This window comes from Alteromonas sp. DYW1 (genome assembly GCF_059752595.1).
Window position 1 is genome coordinate 2,492,621 of the sequence record NZ_CM186038.1, and the last position, 18,067, is coordinate 2,510,687.

Sequence of the window (18,067 nt, forward strand, 5' to 3'; positions counted from 1 at the left end):
ATGGATCCGCTCGCCCAACTCAATGATATCGCCTTAACCCACCCCGTCAGTTGGTGGCCGTTGGCTTGGGGGTGGTGGTTGCTGATCGGACTTTCATGCGGTGCGCTGGCGGGGGCGGCAGCCTATACTCTGCATCGCTATCGTAAATATCGCGTACTGCGCTTGGCGCGTCAACAAGTTCAACAGTTAGATATGGCGCAAGCGCCTTGGCAACGTGCACAACAAGTTAATGCGCTGCTGAAACAAACACTGATGCACTATTTTCCACAAGCACAACCACAACAGTTACACGGTCAACGCTGGATTGCCTTGCTACATTCCACCTTACCCAAACGGTATCAGGGAAAGTTTGCGGCCATAGCAACCCATAGCTTTGCTGTGCATTACCTGCCCCCGCAACAAGTCGACGCCGATACCGCACTCAGTTACCAACGTGCAGCATTACTTTGGCTCACAAAAACCAACCTTAAAGCTATCCCGGAGGTCGGTGATGTTTGAGTTTGTTTGGTGGTATGTATTTTTCGCCCTGCCTTTACCGTTATTATTTTGGCTCCTTCCAGCACGCAAGCAACAACAGCAAAAAGCGCTCTTAATGCCGGTAATGCCGAATAATTTACCAGCTTCAAGCATATCCCGGTCGAGCCATTGGCTGGTTCGATGGCTGAGTGTTCTCGCATGGCTGGCATTGGTCACAGCTGCCGCTCGGCCGCAATGGTTAGGTGAGCCTATCAGCATTCCTAATCAAGCCCGTGAAATGATGTTAGCGGTAGATCTGTCTGGCAGCATGGAAACTAAAGACATGCAAATTAATGGTCGTCAGGTGGATCGACTGGTCATGATCAAAAGTGTATTAGAAGATTTCATCGAGCGTCGCGTAGGTGACCGCTTGGGCTTGATCTTATTTGCTGATACCGCTTATCTCCAAGCGCCATTAACCTTTGATCGCGAAACTGTCAGAACCCTGCTTAACGAATCGGTGATTGGATTGGTTGGAGAGCAGACGGCCATTGGTGATGCAATAGGTTTAGCGGTGAAGCGTTTCCAAGCCAAACAAGAAGGCAATAAAGTCTTGGTGTTACTCACCGACGGGCAAAATACCGCCGGCAACATTTCTCCGGAACAAGCGCTCGAACTCGCCAAGTCTGAAGGAGTAACCATCTATACCATCGGTGTCGCGGCCGACAGCATGGTAGTGCAAAGTATTTTTGGCAGCCGCCGGATCAATCCTGCACGAGAACTCGATGAGGGTATGTTAAACCGCCTCGCTAGCGAGACTGGTGGCCAGTATTTTCGTGCCCGTGACCGCGAAAGTTTAGAACAGATTTACCGGATGCTTGATCAACTCCAACCGGTTGCAGGTGAAGCCAGAAAAATGCGCCCCCAAACCAGTCTGTTTATGTATCCACTCGCACTATGCCTATTGCTTACCGTGCTACTGGCTTTAACCCCACTCATTCGGCGAGTCCTTGAAAAAATATTTGCCCAGCGCGCAAATAAGCAGTTAGGAGTCTCGTCATGACGGCATTGTTAACTGAATTTAACTGGCAAGATTTTCATTTTATTCGTCCCATGTGGTTGTGGTCATTGCTACCACTGGCTGCCCTGCAGATTGCACTTATCGTGTTATATCGCCAGCACAGTGGTTGGCAACAGGTGCTCCCGCAGCATTTGCAAGCGGTCATTCTGAGTGATGCAGGCAGCAGTAGCAACGGTCGTCGACCACCATTTTGGTTGTTAGCGCTTGCATGGCTACTAGCAACAGTTATTTTGGCTGGACCAACGTGGGAAAGACTGCCACAACCGGTGTTCAATTTAAAACAGGGCAATGTCATCGTATTGGATATGTCGCTGTCGATGCGGGCTACTGATATAGCACCCGATCGCTTAACTCGTGCACGTTTTAAAGCGATTGATTTAGTCTCTCAACTCGGCGACGGTGAAGTTGGCATGGTTGCCTACGCTGGCGACGCGTTTGTGATCAGTCCGCTGACTGAAGACGTTAATAATCTAATTGCGATGATCCCCAGTATCAGTCCTGAAATTATGCCGATACCAGGCAGTGCCCCCCTGCGCGGATTTGAGGTGGCGAATGAGTTACTGCAAAATGCTGGCTACCAGCAGGGGAATATTTTTTGGTTTACCGATGGAATGGAGCAACAACAGTTTAAGCAGATTGCTGATTTTGTTGAGAGCTCCCCGTTTACAGTGCATGCCCTAGCCATTGGCACACAAGAAGGAGCCCCCATCCGACAAGTCAACGGCGAACTTCTTAAAGATAGTCAAGGGGCTATCGTCGTGCCGCGCATGGATCCAAGCAGAGTCAGGGCCGTGAGTAGTCGCAGCGGCGGCGCATTTGCTCGCCTAAGTGCTAACGACAGCGATATTCAACAGTTAATCCAAGCAGGTAGTCGTTTTGTCGATGGAGAATCACTGGCTGAGAATGACAACCCAATGCAAGGCGATATATGGCGTGACATGGGAGCGTACTTAGTTGTGATACTGTTGCCGCTTGCTGCGTATGCCTTTCGCCGCGGTATTATCATGTGCATACCGTTACTCGCTCTCGGGGGACTTTCTTCACCCTCCCCCGCATTTGCAGAATCTGAAAACTCAACATCCAACTGGATAGATAGTGCATTCAAAACCGCTGATCAACGCGCCCAAAATGCTTACACGGAAGAAGACTTCAGTACCGCGGCTGATTTATTTACCGACCCCATGTGGCAGGGTGCAGCGCATTATCGCAATCAAGCCTATGCAGAGGCGCTTGAGGCTTACACACAGGTGGATTCGGTTGATGCGCTTTACAACCAAGGCAATGCATTAGCACAGCTTGGCCGCTTGGAAGAAGCTATCGAAAAATACGCCGAGGCACTGGAACGAGCACCGGAGCATCAAGCCGCACAAGAAAACAAGGCATTGCTCGAAGATTTGTTGGAGCAACAAGAGCAGCAAGACCAGCAAAATAGTCCGCAATCACAGGACCAAGATGGACAGAGTGACCAGCAGCAGTCGAATGATAATAGCCAGTCAGGCGGTTCTGACACGCAGCAAGACGATGGAAATGCAGCGCAAGGAGATAGCTCACAAAACGAGCAACAACAGCCGACGCAAAACTCAGATACACAACAATCTCAAAACTCAACTAATGAGTCAGAGCAAAGCGCGGAAAATTCGCCAACCAATGACGCTGAGCAAGCCCCCATGCGCGAGCAAGAGCCCGTTCCTGAAGAGAGCGAATCGAGCGGAACAGACGGCAACACGTCGCAGCAAGAAAACTCGGTAGCACCATCTGAGCCGCAGGCTAATGAACAAAATTCGGCGGCTAACCCGCAAGAGGGTCCTGCGGTGCAGGCTGGAGAAGACTCTTTAACTGATGAGCAAAAGGAAGAGCTGCAACGCATGCAAACCTTACTCCGTAAAATCCCTGACGATCCTGCATTCTTGCTGCAACGCAAAATGCAATTGGAAAGTCAGCAGCGACGGCGTGAACGCGCACCGCCCAGCCAAACGTCCGAGTGGTAGATTATTCATGGCTAGAAACAATTTCTGCAGTTTTCGTTTTAAGGCAGTACATCAATGACAGTAACTAGGATCCACAATACTATCTTACAGCGATGGACAATGACTCTATTGTTAGTGTGCGTTAGTTTTTTTGTCACCTCGGTCCAGGCTGACGTAACGCGCGTGACCGCGCAGGTAGACAAAAATCCGGTCATGCTTGATGAGTCATTCACATTAAGCGTAACGGCTGACGGCGATGTTGATCGAAATGCTTTCGATGCATCAATCTTGCTTAGCGATTTTGTGGTTGGACAAACCTCGGTCAGCAGCCAAACCCGGATGATTAATTTTGAAACCTCACGGTCGACCACATGGAGTGTGATTTTATTCCCTCGCGCAGTGGGTACTTATACTATTCCAGCTCTCACCATTGCTGGCGCCACTAGCGAACCGATAGAGCTCGACGTAATCGCGGTGAGTAATAACAGTAACCAAGAGACACGCGACATATTTGTAACCACAGAGCTTGACAATACCGAGGTATATATTCATCAGCAATTGATCTACACGGTTAAACTGTACCTCGCCAAAGATATTGAGCGCGGCAGCCTGCAGGCGCCAGAACTGATTGATGCAGAAATTCGGCAAATCGGTAAAGATGCTGAATATAGTGAGATTGTTAACGGCAAGCGCTACCGCGTCATTGAGCGCACATTTGCCATTATCCCGCAAAAGTCAGGGGACTACAGCATTAATGGCCCCGTATTTCAGGGCGAGGTCATTGCTAATACCCGCCAAAGCTTTGGTTTCTTTAATCGAACCCAAACAGTTAATCGTGTAGGGCCAGCACAAAAACTCACCGTACTACCAGTGCCAGATGTCGTCCAAGGGGCGTTTTTACCCAGTGAATTTGTTGATATTAGCGAAGAATGGAGTGGCGACATTACGGCGTGGACCGTGGGTGAACCCATCACTCGTACATTAACACTGACAGCGGTTGGCCTTACAGACGCTATATTACCAGAAATTGACGATCGCTACCCGCCTGCCATCAAAACCTACCCCGATCAAGCCAATAGCACCAGTGCCGAAAATGCACAAAGTATCGTTGCCCAGCGGGTTGAAAGCATTGCCTTGATCCCATCTAAACCGGGTAGTTTTGTATTACTTCCCGTTGAGGTTGAATGGTTTAATATACTGACCAAGCAAGTTGAAAAAGCGGTGCTACCGGCACGCACAATTACCGTGCAGCCAGCAACCACTAGTCCAACAGTAAGCCCGTCTGCCCCCGCCTCAGCATCCTTACCAGATGCAACAGCAACGAACGGGGGAACTCAGTCTAATGGGTTGGATACAGCTAGTCGTGCGGTCGTAAGTCAGCCGCCGCAGGCCATTTTTGAGTGGCGTTGGAATAATGGTTGGATGTGGACAACCGTCTTATTATCGCTAATCGCACTCGCTTTATATACGCGGCGTTCTGATGCCAATACCACCGCGCCAGCGCCCGTGCAAACAGGTATTTCAATGCCAGAAAAGCACTGCTGGCAGGCGTTGCAAGGAGCAATAAAACGCAATGATAAAGGTCAGATTCAACGCGCCTTACAAGCCTGGATAGAAGTGATTTCTGGCCAGTCATTTAATTCTTTGGCGCAAGCCCTAATCTGGATGAATGACCAAGAGCTTCAGCACCTCGTCAACCAGATGCTGCAAGCAAAATTCGCACAAGCGCAACAGCCATGGGATGGCAAAACCATGAGTCAACACCTCACGTCGTTGCGTCAACAGCGCGCAAATCAAACCGCCACAGAGTCAGCGCTATCTGGATTATACCCAACGTGAAAATTTGCACGATATAGCAACGCTAATTGACGTAAGAACGAATAAAAAACTCGGTTTTACCGAGTTTTTTTGTATAGTAAATAATAAACATTGTACTGCGTAGTTATTGGCGGGTAAGACCATCCAACGGGCATGGAAATCACGTTTAACGAATAGCTTATATGCTAACCACCGAGCAATCATAAAAGGTTATTGATGATACGATACGCCTATTCTATTGTTGCTTACAATGGATGCCATGGTAGCAATTTTGCGCAAGTAACCATTGAGTGAATACTTAATTTGGGAATTTTTCATGTTCTCGCGAAATAAAAAGCAAGCGTCTGCGGTCTCCTTAGACATGATAAATAAACAGCAGCGCTATGAAGCCTTAGTCAACGCGACCCACGCAGACGTGTATCGCTATGCTTATTGGCTCATCAGAGACAAATCGATTGCCGAAGATGTCGTGCAAGAGACCTATTTGCGTGCATGGAAATCACTGGACTCGTTACAGGACCCCAAAGCCGCAAAGTCATGGTTGATCACGATTTTGCGGCGTGAGAATGCGCGGCGATTTGAACGCAAACAGTTTGATTTAGTCGACATTGATGATGTTTCGGTTGCCGACGATAGTATTGGCAATGAAACTGAATTGGAGCATGCCGAATTGCGCCGACTAATGGCGAATTTAAGTGAAGAATACCGTGAGCCGCTGATGTTACAAATATTATTTGGTTACAGCGGGGAAGAAATTGCAGAACAATTAGGTCTAAATAAAAACACCGTGATGACACGTTTATTTAGAGCCAGAAACCAGTTAAAAGAGGCATTAGCAGAAAATCATGAAGCACGAGGTCACGCCCATGGATGATTTAGCATTCAGAAGAGCAGTATATGCTGATCCGAATACCAAAGATCCAGCGATCTTAGCGGCGGCAAATGCTGACCCTGCCAAAAAAGCGTTATTGGATGAATTAAAGGCATTGGATAAACAGCTTGCTAGTGCCAGTAAAGTACCCATACCTGAAGACTTGGCACACAAACTGATTTGGCAAGGCACCATCTCGGACTTTGCTCGCCACAAAAAACGCTCACGGATCTATCTTAGCCTTGCGGCTTCTGTGGCTTTTGTGGTTGGTTTGAGTTTTACCCTGTGGCAACAACATGCAACCTTAAATATCAGTAGTGAAGCTTTAGCCCACATGTATTATACCGAAGCGCAAGAAGCGCCGCGCGCCAGTAACGTATCGCTCGATTATGTGAATGATAAATTAGCCGGCTATGGCGCTTCATTAGCCAGTGAAATTGGGGTTATTAAATCGGCCAACTATTGTCGTCTGGATTCAGTTAAATCGCTGCATCTTATTTTGGAAACCGCGAGTGGGTTGGTATCAGTTTTTGTGCTCCCTAATGATCCTGAAATGGAAGTTCTCTCCACGTTTTCCGACACGCAGTATGCCGGGGAGATCTTAAAGCCGGAGCGCGCCAATGTTTTGGTCGTGGGTGACAAAGGGCAAGATTTAACCCCGGTAAAACACGAAGTTGAGCAAAAGCTTTTATTCTCCGCGTAACTTGCTAGTTTGCCATAGTATTGCTTGGCGTCAGCAAAATTATCACGCGGCTACCCTGCCCTGGTTATAGGCATTACTTCTCGCAAAGAGCGGCAGAGCCCCTCGCTGCGTTGTGCTCGGTCATCCATTCCTAAAAGGCCTTGGCAACGCGATGTACTCTGCTGCAAAAATTCCTGCTATGCTGGCACATTCCGAATAACAATAATGAAAAAACTATGGAAACCGGCACCTTAATATCTTTAGCATTGTATTTTATTGTCATGCTTGGCATTGGACTATGGGCCTACCGTAAAAACGAAGTCAGTGTGGAAGGCTATATGTTGGGTGGCCGCCAGTTGAGTCCATCGGTGACGGCATTATCAGCAGGCGCTTCCGATATGAGTGGCTGGATGTTAATGGGTCTGCCGGGGGCAATGTACATATCTGGGTTATCCGCCAGTTGGATTGCGATCGGCTTAAGTATTGGCGCACTGCTCAATTACCTGTTGGTTGCGCCCCGTTTGCGGGTATTTACTGAAGTTGCGCGCAACTCCATCACATTGCCTGATTTCTTTGAAAATCGGTTTAATGACCGGTCCCGTATCTTACGCGTGGTCGCGGCTGTAGTGATTGTCATCTTTTTTACCCTGTACACTTCGTCAGGATTAGTAGCTGGTGGCAAGCTATTCGAATCGTCCTTCGGCTACGATTACCAAACGGGCATATTCATTACTGCTGGTGTGGTAGTCCTGTATACCCTATTCGGCGGTTTTATGGCGGTTAGCGTTACTGACTTTGTCCAAGGTTGTATTATGTTTGTGGCCCTGGTTATGGTGCCTACAGTCGTTATGTTTGAATTGGGCGGGATTGTCCAAACCATCGATGCAGTCGCCGCGTTTTCCCCACACGCCTTAAGTTTATGGATAGATATGTCATCGGGTGAGACATTATCATTCATCGGGGTGATTTCGCTCATGTCTTGGGGATTAGGTTATTTTGGTCAACCGCACATTATCGTCCGCTTTATGGCCATTCGCTCAGTTGCGGACATCCCAGCCGCGCGGAATATCGGTATGAGCTGGATGATCATCTCATTGATTGGCGCTTTATCGACAGGTTTACTCGGCGCAGTATGGGTACAGGCCAAGCAAATCCCCCTCGAAGACCCTGAAACCGTGTTTATTCTGTTGGGTCAACTACTGTTTCATCCGTTGATTGGAGGCTTCTTACTCGCTGCAATACTGGCAGCAATCATGAGCACAATATCATCGCAATTATTAGTAACCTCAAGCTCACTGGCTAATGACCTATATGCCTCGCTGACGAATAAAGATGCCTCGCAAGCGCACTTGGTATTCGCTGGCCGGATAGCCGTGATTGCTGTCGCCTTGGTAGCTATTGTATTGGCCTTTGACCGTAGCTCCACGATACTGTCTTTGGTTAGTAATGCATGGGCAGGTTTTGGCGCGGCGTTTGGGCCACTCGTTTTGTTGTCACTGTTTAGTAAGAAAATGTCACGTACGGCTGCCATTGGTGGCATGATTAGTGGCGCAGCGACAGTATTGTTTTGGATCTACGCGCCGCTGACGCTAAATGGCCAGCCCCTAAGTAATGTAATCTATGAGATTGTACCTGGCTTTATTGTCAGTACACTGACTATTCTATTGCTCAGCAAAATCAAACCCTGTCAGGATCCTGAAGTAATGCACTTTTTTGCCGAGTTTGAGTTATCAATAAAGAAATAGGTAGAGAAAAAAGTTATTAGTAAGCCTTACATTTCGGCACAACCTCTGTGCCGAATATGGTAAAGTTCTATCTATAGAACTACTGGCTATATAGCAAATGGAGAACTGTCAGAGTATGACCGCAACAATCCCAAGCTTAACCCACTTAAAAGAACTTGAAGCTGAAAGCATTCATATTTTCCGTGAGGTTGCTGCTGAATTTGAAAACCCTGTAATGCTCTATTCAGTGGGTAAAGACTCCTCTGTTTTGCTGCATCTGGCCAGAAAAGCCTTTGCCCCAGGCAAAATTCCATTTCCTTTATTGCACGTGGATACCACTTGGAAATTCCGCGAAATGATTGAGTTTCGTGATCGCATGGCAAAGAAATACGATCTCGATTTGCTCGTGCACACCAACCCTGACGGGATTGCACAAAATATCAATCCTTTCGATCATGGCAGTGCCAAGCACACCGATATCATGAAAACAGTGGCCCTTAAACAAGCGCTAGACCAATATAAATTTGATGCAGCCTTTGGTGGTGCGCGTCGGGATGAAGAAAAATCGCGTGCCAAAGAGCGGGTGTATTCGTTTCGTGACGAAAATCATCGCTGGGACCCAAAAAATCAGCGCCCAGAGTTATGGAATATTTATAATAGCCAAATCAATAAAGGCGAGAGTATCCGCGTCTTTCCTATGTCTAATTGGACCGAGTTAGACATTTGGCAATATATTTATCTGGAAAATATTGAAATACCATCATTGTACCTTGCTAAACCCCGTCCGGTGGTTGAACGCGATGGTGTCTTGATCATGGTCGACGATGACCGCATGCCGTTGCGTGACGGTGAGACGCCTGAAATGAAGTCCGTACGCTTTCGCACCCTCGGTTGCTACCCTTTGACTGGCGCGGTTGAATCTGAAGCCAGCACCTTGCCTGAGGTCATTCAAGAAATGCTGTTGACCAAGACTTCCGAACGCCAAGGCCGGGTTATCGACCACGATTCATCAGGTTCAATGGAGAAGAAGAAAATGGAGGGCTACTTCTAATGGCTACTAACATTGTTTGGCACCAACATGAAGTGAATAAACAACGCCGCGCAGAAGCCCTTGGGCAAAAGCCACGGGTACTTTGGTTTACCGGGCTAAGTGGCTCTGGAAAATCGACGCTCGCGAATCTGTTGGAGCAAAAACTAACCGCGCAAAACAAGCATACCTACCTACTGGATGGTGACAACGTGCGGCACGGTTTGTGTGGCGACTTAGGCTTTAGTGCACAGGATCGCGTGGAAAACATTCGCCGTATTAGTGAAGTCAGCAAACTATTTGTGGATGCTGGATTAATTGTTATCACTGCGTTTATTTCACCGTTCCGAGCGGACCGCGATTTTTGTCGCAAACTATTGGCCGAACAGGAGTTTATAGAGATATTTGTAGATACACCGCTGGCAGTTTGTGAACAACGCGATCCTAAGGGGCTGTATAAGAAAGCGCGCAGTGGCGATATCAAAGACTTTACCGGTATAGATGCGGACTATGAAGCTCCACATAACCCTGAGATCCACCTTAATTATGTGGATGAGTCTGCTGAACTAACGGTCGAGCGCTTATATGCCGCGCTAGTTGAGAAAGGATTGTTGTAATGTCACAAAGCGAATTAATGGAACAGGTACTGTCCATTGCTAAACAAGCTGGCGCGAAGATTATGCAAATCTATGCACGTGACTTTGCGGTGATGGAAAAAAGCGATGAAAGTCCGTTAACCGAAGCTGATCTGGCAGCACACAATACTATTTGCTCAGGGCTGGCGGAAATTTCTGATTTGCCTATTTTATCCGAAGAGTCTGCTAATATTGCGTGGTCAGAGCGGCAACAGTGGACTCGTTATTGGCTTGTTGACCCGTTAGATGGCACTAAAGAATTCATCAAGAAAAATGGTGAGTTTACCGTCAATATCGCACTTATCGACAAAGGTGTGCCGGTCATGGGTGTCGTATATGCGCCAGCGTTAGAGCAGTCTTTTTTCGGTGTGCAAGGAGATGGAGCCTGGCGCGAAAAAAATGGCAAACGAGAGCGGATCGAGGCTAAACCCCACCAAGCTGGTGAAGTGTGGAAAGTAGTCGGCAGTCGCTCCCATCAAAGCCCAGAAATCCAGGCGTTGTTAGATGCTCTTCCAGGTGAGACTGAGTTAGTGGCCATGGGCAGTTCGTTGAAATTGTGCCTTGTCGCCTGTAACGAGGCGCACCTCTATCCACGCATTGGACCCACATCTGAATGGGACACTGCAGCCGCACATGCGTTTGTGTTAGCTGCTGGTGGCTCGGTTAGCGTATTAAGCGCCGATTCTCCAGCCGAAGATGTTCTCGCCAGCAGCCGGCCAGTGCTCAAGTACAATCAAAAAGAATCGTTACTCAACCCCTATTTTTTAGTGAGCTGTTAATCATGAATAGCGAAAGTGAATTATTAAAATCCGACATTCTCGAATATCTACAACAACATGAACGTAAAAATCTTCTGCGGTTGTTGACGTGCGGTAGTGTTGATGATGGTAAAAGTACGCTGATTGGTCGCTTATTACATGATTCGAAGATGATTTATGAAGACCAACTGGCTGCCATTACGCAAGATAGCAAAAAAGTAGGCACCACTGGCGAAAAAGTCGACCTTGCTTTACTGGTTGATGGACTGCAATCTGAGCGGGAACAAGGGATCACGATTGACGTGGCCTATCGTTACTTTTCCACTGACAAACGCAAATTCATTATTGCGGATACACCAGGGCACGAGCAGTACACCCGCAATATGGTCACTGGCGCGTCCACCTGTGATTTGGCCATTATCTTAGTCGACGCGCGCGGCGGGGTGAAAACCCAAACCCGTCGTCACTCGTTTTTGGTTTCTCTCCTCGGCATTAAACATGTCGTGGTCGCGATCAATAAAATGGATCTTATGGACTACAGCGAGTCCGTTTTCAATGGGATCAAACAAGATTACCTGGACTTCGCCAAGGCATTGGATATACCGGATATTCAGTTTGTGCCGATATCCGCGTTAGAAGGCGACAATGTTGTCAACAAGAGTGAGAATACGCCCTGGTATACCGGTGAGACACTGATGAATACGTTGGAGACTATAGAGATTGGTGAAGATGCTAATCACGAAGATTTCCGCTTCCCAGTTCAGTATGTGAATCGCCCTAACCTTAACTTCCGTGGTTTTGCAGGTACTATTGTATCGGGTGAAATAAAGCCAGGTGATGCAGTCACAACACTGCCGTCAGGTAAAACGTCCACCATAGCAACAATTGAGACCTTTGAAGGACAATTAGAGCATGCGTTTACCCCGCAAGCGGTAACCCTAACCCTGGCTGACGAGATTGATATTTCCCGTGGTGATATGATTGTCAAATCGGACAACCTACCGCTACATGCCAGTCGCTTGAAAACCCATCTGGTCTGGATGTCAGATGAGCCACTCATGCCGAATAAGCAATATAGCTTTAAGTTTGCCACCAAGGTGGTCACCGGCAGTGTTTCAACGATTGATTATCAGATTGATGTAAACACTATGGAACACAGTCAAGCGGTACATTTAAATCTCAATGAAATCGCTGTGGTTGATATTAAGCTCACCCAGCCGGTTGCCTGTGACCCATACACCCGCAATCGCCAAACCGGCGCCTTTATCGTCATAGACCGTTTGACCAATGGCACTGTAGGGGCTGGGATGATCATTGAGGAAAGTCAGGCAAGCACCACGAGTGAGCATAATTACTCTGAATTTGAGCTTGAATTCAATGCCTTAGTGCGTAAACATTTCCCACATTGGAATGCGATTGATATAAGTCAGAGCTAACATAGAGATATTCATGGATTTCAGCCAATGGATCGTACTGGGGGTTTTCGCCAGTACGATTGGTGCGCTCGTTTTTTCTCAGCAGCGCCCCTCGACTATTTTTGCGGGGGCTATGCTGTTATTACTTGTCAGTCAATCGCTGACCTTCTCAGAAATACTGGTCAACGTCACCAACCAAGGCTTAGTTACCTTAGTGCTATTGCTTATGGTCAGCAGTGCTGTCGATAAGACCGCTTTGCTGAAGCGCCTTGGCCGCACACTGATTACGCCTAAATTTGCTGCTAGCTATTGGCGTCTATTCGGTGTTACTTTTTTCAGTTCTGCATTGCTCAACAACACCGCGATCGTCGCCAGTTTGATTGGCCCGGTAAAGCAGAACCAATATCATCCACCCAGCCGCTTACTCATTCCACTCTCATATGCCGCTATCCTCGGCGGAACGGTTACCCTTATTGGCACTTCAACCAATTTGATAGTCGACAGTTTTTTACTGGAACATGGGCATGCAGGGTTTAAATTTTGGGACTTCACCCTGTTTGGTTTGGTCGCTGGATTAAGCTGTGGTTTATTGTTGTTTATTTTATCGCCCATGCTGCCAGCACTGGCGAACTCAAAAGGCAACTTTCAACAATATTTCATTGAAGCGAAGGTGGAAGATGAGTCTGAGTTAGTGGGTAAAAGTGTTGAAGAAAACCATTTAAGAAACCTCCCGGAGCTTTTTCTCGTCGAAGTGATTCGTGCCGGAAGTTTAATTTCTCCGGTCAAACCTGATTTAATCATCCAAGCTGGGGATAAACTGATCTTTTCTGGCAATATCAGTCGCGTTGATTCACTTTCACACATCAAGGGACTGAAATTATTTGCCGAAGCAGACGGGCTATTGCGCGACAACTTAACCGAAGTGATCGTGTCGAACCGAGCGCAAATTATTGGTCAGACCTTGAAAAAGGTCGGCTTTAGGGCATTATTTGATGCCGCAGTTGTGGCCATTCGTCGAGATGGCGAACGTCTATCGGGTAAATTAGGCGAAATTCCATTACAAGCCGGTGACTTTCTGCTGTTAGCGACTGGGCCCGATTTTGACAAACGGCACAATTTGGCGAAAAATTTTTTCATTCTTAACGATCAAAAAATTTCCCGTCCACTCTCTTCGTTAAATGAACTGATCACCATTTTGGGATTTTTACTGACTGTGGCATTGGCTGCATTTGAACTTGTCCCGTTACCCATTGGATTGGTATTTTTTATCGCTCTTCTGGTTGGGGTAAAAGTCACATCTAACAACGAAGTTAAGCGCAACCTCCCGCTGAACTTAATTATTGTAATTGTCGGTGCGCTCAGTATGGCAACAGCCCTAGAAAATGCAGGCGTGATCGCACTCTTTACTGATTCTCTTGGGCCAGTGCTGACTACCACCAGCTGGTTAACTGCGCTTATCACCGTTTACATTGTGACTGTGGTATTAACTGAGTTTGTAACCAACAATGCAGCGGCAGCATTAATGTTTCCCTTTGCCTATGGTCTGGTTGAGGCAATTCAAGCGCCTTTGATGCCCTTTGCATTAGCCATCGCCTTTGCCGCCAGTGCAAGCTTTATTTCGCCCTATGGTTATCAAACTAATTTATTAGTTTATACCGCAACGTCGTACCGTTTTAAGCACTTCAGTGCCATCGGATTACCAATCTCCATTGTCTACTCAACGATTGTGCTTAGCCTACTGAATTGGGTTTATTTTTAATATCAGACGTCGATCGCAAGAAAAAATAAGTGAGGTTGAGTCGCGACTAAAAAAGCCGACATGTAGGTATCCACACGTCGGCTTTGGTCAAACTCCGTTATGGAGTCCATATCGCTTATCTAAATAGGACTTTCTCGCGATTGAACCAGAAAATACAGAAGTAGATCAATCCGCCAGCGATCAATGCCGTTGAACCGAAAATCGGTAACAATGCATAATAATCCATAGTGCCTTTGATCAGCTCTTTAATCGCTAACGCAACATTGGTGAGCGGTACCCATGCCCATCCGCCTTTCAGCTCTACACCGGGTAGCATCGCAAGAATAACCGGAATAATCACCGCGAAGACAATGGGGGTCATATAACCTTGTGCTTCTTTAAAACTGCGGGCATATATGGATAGGCTAAGCAATGCAGAAGCAAAAATTGCAACCACCGGTACTAGCATCAAGAACATCAAGACAAAATCAAGTGCACTAATTGCCGCCATAAACTGCATGACCGCTTCAATCGCCATTCCTTGACTCAATACCGTACCCCATACGCCCATACTGAGCACTGTTATCAGCGCAGACACCACACCGGACAAAGCTATGGCGAAAAACTTTCCTAACACCAGCTTGTGACGTTCAATTGGAGAAATCAGTAGGGTTTCAAGTGTGCCACGTTCTTTCTCCCCAGCGCCGATATCAGTTGCTGGTAACATTGCCCCCTGTAAACACAAGATAAATACTAGGTAAGGCACCAAACCACCTAGTTTTTCACCCCAGTTCTCACGCTGGTCAGCCACATCAACCTTTTCTAATACAATCGGTTCAAGCACGCCCTGTTGTTGCTCTGCGGTTAGGCCTAACTGGGTAAAAACTGCTTTCTGATTATTTTCAGCAATCACATCAACCGTATCGCGAATGCGCCGCTCAATTCGATTGAGTCCAGCATCATTAAAATAGACCTTGAGGGTGATCTGCCCGCTTTGCAGTAAGTCATTACTGTAGTTTTGCGGGATTTCAATCACGAAATCGCCTTGCTCCTGCTTAACCCAATCAGTAATGTCCGCATCAGCCGGTAATTCGATGCGCTCAAGCAAAGCATCGGCTTCTAACGCGGCGACTAGCTCCGGCGCATAGGCTTCGTTAACTACCGCAAATTTTAATACTTTGCTTTCAGCTTTCTGTAGTGCCTGCGAAGAAAAATAACCAACCGCACCGATGATCACTGGAAACAGTAACAACGGCAGCGCGATCATAAAAAATAACGTTTTACGATCACGCAATAATTCTTTAATTTCTTTTAACATGACTAACCACATGATTATGCCTCCCTGTTTATTGTGGCAAGAAAAGCGGCACTCAATGAATCACCAGCCACTTGTCTAAAAGCATCCAGCGAATCATCAAAACGTGTTTCACCGCGATCAATCACAGTAACTCGGTCACACAATTCAGCCACCTCCTCTAGATGATGAGTGGAGAAAATAACCGGTACCCCCTGAGATTTAAGGCGACGAATAAAATTCAATACTGTCTGGGCTGCCATGATATCCAACCCTGTCGTAGGCTCATCCAAGATCACGACTTCCGGTTCATGAATAACGGCCCGCGCAATATTGGTTTTCTGTTTCATGCCGGTGGAAAAATTTTCGCTGCGTCGATCGAGGTATTCGTGGAGCTCTAACAAATCGGCGAGTTCATTAATTCGCTGCTCAATCTGTGTATCGTTCATGCCATGTAGGCGACCAAAATAGGCAATGTTCTCGCGCCCTGTCAGGCGCCCATAAAGGCCTGTAGAACCAGACAAAAAACCAATTTTCTGACGCGCCACGAGCGGCTTATCAATCACGTTAATGCCATTGATAACAATACTTCCTGCATCGGGTTGCAAGGCGGTTGATAACATACGCAAGGTTGTGGTTTTACCCGCCCCGTTAGGACCTAATAAACCTAATACTTGGCCACTCTCACAATGAAAACTGACGTCTTTTACACTATGGAAAAACCGCCCTTTCAAGCGTGGGTCTTGTTTCTCTTGCTCACTGAGCTTCTTTGGGTTTTCAACCGCAAATTTCTTTGCGAGTTGCTTAACTTCTATCATTCCAGCGTCCTTTTTTAATGGATGACTTGCATCGTTCAAGCTTATAGTCTTGCGCGAGCGGTTTTTATTACATTTTTTGCAAAAGAAATTGAATCTTATAGTCACGTTGTAATAACGTAAACAAATAAACCCTACTATCTTCAAGGAAGTCATGATGCAAGCTGTTGCAAACCCAATCCAGGCCTGTAGCGAAATATTTTTTAAACCTAATGGAGTTTTCGCCACCATAAACGTTAAACATAATTGGTCGTGGGTACCCTTCATCCTGGTGATAGGTATGGCTATACTGCCGACCTACCTGTATTTCAACTTTGTTGATTTTGATTGGTACCGTGACCTGATTATTGCCACTAATTATGGTGACTCCAGTCCTAACGAACAGCAAATGATGCGCGCTAACATGAATGTCAATGGAATGATGTTGGTAGGCACCGTCGGTGGTTTTATTGGTTATGTCTTGATGAATGCCATCGTGGCAACGTATTTGAACTTGATGACGCGCAATGATGAAACCAATACTAATGGTTTTACTGATTGGTATGGTTTTACTTGGTGGATCAGTATGCCGGTTATCTTTTCTGCCTTTATCGCGATTGTTGTTATCGCCTTAGCGAGTGACCACCAGCTTTCGCCAGTGAGTTTAAGCCCCACGTCCTTGGCATTTTTACTCGGTTTAGAAATGGACTCAGAATGGTTCGGGCTAGGCCAAACCGTGCGTTTAGAGAGCTTTTGGACCATCTATCTAATGACTGTTGGCATTACTCAGTGGACCAGCTTCAGTACCAAAAAAGCGTTGATTACCGCATGTATCCCTAATGCATTATTGTGGTCAATCTGGACCTTGTCGATCCTGATTTTTTGATCATTTTCTAGGCTAACTGGCCGTGCGAGTCTCTGCGCGGCCTAAACACTTCGCGATTACGGTAAAATTCAGTGTTCTGACCGTCACTCCACCCCGGAATACCAAGCAGAGGTAATGGTTTTAATTGACGCGGTTTAGACAATATTTCCTCGCGTTCTAATGTTTCCAACAACGCCTCATCAATGCTGGCTCCAGTAAACACATCTTCACATATTGACACTGGACTATCACAACTGAGTTGGCACCACTTGGCCGTTAACCCAGGGAAAGGTGCCATGAGCATTTCTAAATTGGCATGCCCGAACACTACGGGCACAATGTCCTTGCTCCAAGAGTCACGTTGTAGATATAACGCATCCTCCCAATCATGTTGCCGTAGGGCCGCGACGATATCCTTGGCTTTACTGTTATTGCCTACCAGCACTAAACCGCACTCATCAAAGTGCGTTATTCGATTGCGTCTGGGGGTTCGAGGGTGTAAACCGCAAGCAGCAATATCTTGCATATGCCACTGGTTTAGCGCGCGCTTGGTACGCGGGAACTGCAACCAGATCAAGCCGTTGAAGAAATCATGCCAGCTAGTTTCACGGGTAGGGATAACACCTTCCTCCGCAATGATTTGCTCGTAATAGCGTGGATCACCAGTAAGACTCGCTTGATCGACAAACTGCAGGTCAGAGTTGGAGGATTGCATTTGTGCAAGCGCGTTTAACACACTTGCAACCGTTTTATCACCGACGTTTAACTCAGCCAGGGCAAAAACGTCAGCCAACCAAGCAAGATAAGGCCCCTTGCTGGCCATTGCAGTAAAATCGGCCCACCGCAGATCATGGCTAAATTGTATTTTAGTGGTTGTCTGCATGAAGCAATTCTCTATACTGCAAACTCGGCACTATAAAACAACCATTACAACTAGAAAAG

Annotated in this window: 16 protein-coding genes; 13 read left to right on the forward strand and 3 right to left on the reverse strand. The window is 46.9% G+C overall.

What is annotated here, in order from left to right:
• The 12 genes from AC121Z_RS11095 (at position 1) to AC121Z_RS11150 (ending at position 14,193) form a co-directional block, all read left to right on the forward strand.
• Positions 1-498, forward strand: coding sequence for a DUF4381 domain-containing protein (locus tag AC121Z_RS11095; RefSeq protein ID WP_498124087.1), 498 nt, complete (start codon positions 1-3; stop codon positions 496-498).
• Entirely contained in the window at positions 491-1,519 is a 1,029-nt protein-coding gene (locus AC121Z_RS11100) for a vWA domain-containing protein (RefSeq protein ID WP_498124088.1), read from the forward strand. Before AC121Z_RS11095 ends, AC121Z_RS11100 begins: the two co-directional genes overlap by 8 nt.
• Entirely contained in the window at positions 1,516-3,525 is a 2,010-nt protein-coding gene (locus AC121Z_RS11105; RefSeq protein ID WP_498124089.1) for a vWA domain-containing protein, read from the forward strand. Before AC121Z_RS11100 ends, AC121Z_RS11105 begins: the two co-directional genes overlap by 4 nt.
• 54 nt (positions 3,526-3,579) lie before the next feature.
• Entirely contained in the window at positions 3,580-5,343 is a 1,764-nt protein-coding gene (locus AC121Z_RS11110) for a BatD family protein (protein WP_498124090.1), read from the forward strand.
• Between the two features lie 295 nt (positions 5,344-5,638).
• Positions 5,639-6,196, forward strand: a complete 558-nt coding sequence (locus AC121Z_RS11115) for a sigma-70 family RNA polymerase sigma factor (protein WP_498124091.1) — start codon at positions 5,639-5,641, stop codon at positions 6,194-6,196.
• Positions 6,168-6,896: a DUF3379 family protein gene (locus tag AC121Z_RS11120; RefSeq protein WP_498124092.1), complete on the forward strand. Its 729-nt coding sequence runs from the start codon at positions 6,168-6,170 to the stop codon at positions 6,894-6,896. The genes AC121Z_RS11115 and AC121Z_RS11120 overlap by 29 nt, the downstream gene beginning before the upstream one ends.
• Positions 6,897-7,111: 215 nt before the next feature.
• Positions 7,112-8,620, forward strand: coding sequence for a sodium/proline symporter PutP (gene putP / locus AC121Z_RS11125; RefSeq protein ID WP_498124093.1), 1,509 nt, complete (start codon positions 7,112-7,114; stop codon positions 8,618-8,620).
• Positions 8,621-8,735: 115 nt separating this feature from the next.
• Entirely contained in the window at positions 8,736-9,650 is a 915-nt protein-coding gene (cysD, locus tag AC121Z_RS11130; RefSeq protein WP_498124094.1) for a sulfate adenylyltransferase subunit CysD, read from the forward strand.
• A complete protein-coding gene (gene cysC, locus AC121Z_RS11135) occupies positions 9,650-10,243 on the forward strand; it encodes an adenylyl-sulfate kinase (protein WP_498124095.1) in 594 nt (197 codons plus the stop codon). The genes cysD and cysC overlap by 1 nt, the downstream gene beginning before the upstream one ends.
• Positions 10,243-11,040 (forward strand): 3'(2'),5'-bisphosphate nucleotidase CysQ, encoded by a 798-nt coding sequence (cysQ, locus tag AC121Z_RS11140; RefSeq protein ID WP_498124096.1) that lies wholly within the window; start codon positions 10,243-10,245, stop codon positions 11,038-11,040. Before cysC ends, cysQ begins: the two co-directional genes overlap by 1 nt.
• 2 nt (positions 11,041-11,042) lie before the next feature.
• Entirely contained in the window at positions 11,043-12,455 is a 1,413-nt protein-coding gene (cysN, locus tag AC121Z_RS11145; protein WP_498124097.1) for a sulfate adenylyltransferase subunit CysN, read from the forward strand.
• A gap of 13 nt (positions 12,456-12,468) precedes the next feature.
• Complete coding sequence (locus AC121Z_RS11150) at positions 12,469-14,193, forward strand: SLC13 family permease (protein ID WP_498124098.1); 1,725 nt, start codon at positions 12,469-12,471, stop codon at positions 14,191-14,193.
• Positions 14,194-14,308: 115 nt separating this feature from the next.
• Here AC121Z_RS11150 and AC121Z_RS11155 read toward each other — a convergent pair whose 3' ends face one another.
• Both AC121Z_RS11155 and AC121Z_RS11160 read right to left on the reverse strand, forming a co-directional pair.
• Positions 14,309-15,502 (reverse strand): ABC transporter permease, encoded by a 1,194-nt coding sequence (locus AC121Z_RS11155; protein WP_498124099.1) that lies wholly within the window; start codon positions 15,500-15,502, stop codon positions 14,309-14,311.
• Between the two features lie 2 nt (positions 15,503-15,504).
• The gene (locus AC121Z_RS11160) at positions 15,505-16,284 is read right to left on the reverse strand and encodes an ABC transporter ATP-binding protein (RefSeq protein ID WP_498124100.1); all 780 of its coding nucleotides are present in this window, start codon (positions 16,282-16,284) and stop codon (positions 15,505-15,507) included.
• A 154-nt stretch (positions 16,285-16,438) separates the two neighbouring features.
• Between AC121Z_RS11160 and AC121Z_RS11165 the strand changes: the two genes are divergently transcribed.
• Positions 16,439-17,146 carry a YIP1 family protein gene (locus AC121Z_RS11165; protein WP_498128223.1) on the forward strand — a complete coding sequence of 236 codons (708 nt, stop codon included), beginning with the start codon at positions 16,439-16,441 and terminating at the stop codon, positions 17,144-17,146.
• 7 nt (positions 17,147-17,153) lie between these two features.
• Here the strand turns inward: AC121Z_RS11165 and AC121Z_RS11170 are convergent, their stop codons facing one another.
• A complete protein-coding gene (locus AC121Z_RS11170) occupies positions 17,154-18,008 on the reverse strand; it encodes a DUF3025 domain-containing protein (RefSeq protein ID WP_498124101.1) in 855 nt (284 codons plus the stop codon).
• Between the last annotated feature and the right edge of the window lie 59 nt (positions 18,009-18,067).

What these genes read in the sequence shown, in the direction of transcription:
- AC121Z_RS11115 (WP_498124091.1), top strand. Translation starts at nt 5,639, where the DNA reads ATGTTCTCGCGAAATAAAAAGCAAGCGTCTGCGGTCTCCTTAGACATG.
- AC121Z_RS11100 (WP_498124088.1), top strand. Translation starts at nt 491, where the DNA reads ATGTTTGAGTTTGTTTGGTGGTATGTATTTTTCGCCCTGCCTTTACCG.
- AC121Z_RS11170 (WP_498124101.1), bottom strand. Translation starts at nt 18,008, where the DNA reads ATGCAGACAACCACTAAAATACAATTTAGCCATGATCTGCGGTGGGCC.
- cysN (WP_498124097.1), top strand. Translation starts at nt 11,043, where the DNA reads ATGAATAGCGAAAGTGAATTATTAAAATCCGACATTCTCGAATATCTA.
- putP (WP_498124093.1), top strand. Translation starts at nt 7,112, where the DNA reads ATGGAAACCGGCACCTTAATATCTTTAGCATTGTATTTTATTGTCATG.
- cysQ (WP_498124096.1), top strand. Translation starts at nt 10,243, where the DNA reads ATGTCACAAAGCGAATTAATGGAACAGGTACTGTCCATTGCTAAACAA.
- cysD (WP_498124094.1), top strand. Translation starts at nt 8,736, where the DNA reads ATGACCGCAACAATCCCAAGCTTAACCCACTTAAAAGAACTTGAAGCT.
- AC121Z_RS11105 (WP_498124089.1), top strand. Translation starts at nt 1,516, where the DNA reads ATGACGGCATTGTTAACTGAATTTAACTGGCAAGATTTTCATTTTATT.
- AC121Z_RS11095 (WP_498124087.1), top strand. Translation starts at nt 1, where the DNA reads ATGGATCCGCTCGCCCAACTCAATGATATCGCCTTAACCCACCCCGTC.
- cysC (WP_498124095.1), top strand. Translation starts at nt 9,650, where the DNA reads ATGGCTACTAACATTGTTTGGCACCAACATGAAGTGAATAAACAACGC.
- AC121Z_RS11150 (WP_498124098.1), top strand. Translation starts at nt 12,469, where the DNA reads ATGGATTTCAGCCAATGGATCGTACTGGGGGTTTTCGCCAGTACGATT.
- AC121Z_RS11155 (WP_498124099.1), bottom strand. Translation starts at nt 15,502, where the DNA reads ATGTGGTTAGTCATGTTAAAAGAAATTAAAGAATTATTGCGTGATCGT.
- AC121Z_RS11120 (WP_498124092.1), top strand. Translation starts at nt 6,168, where the DNA reads ATGAAGCACGAGGTCACGCCCATGGATGATTTAGCATTCAGAAGAGCA.
- AC121Z_RS11110 (WP_498124090.1), top strand. Translation starts at nt 3,580, where the DNA reads ATGACAGTAACTAGGATCCACAATACTATCTTACAGCGATGGACAATG.
- AC121Z_RS11160 (WP_498124100.1), bottom strand. Translation starts at nt 16,284, where the DNA reads ATGATAGAAGTTAAGCAACTCGCAAAGAAATTTGCGGTTGAAAACCCA.
- AC121Z_RS11165 (WP_498128223.1), top strand. Translation starts at nt 16,439, where the DNA reads ATGCAAGCTGTTGCAAACCCAATCCAGGCCTGTAGCGAAATATTTTTT.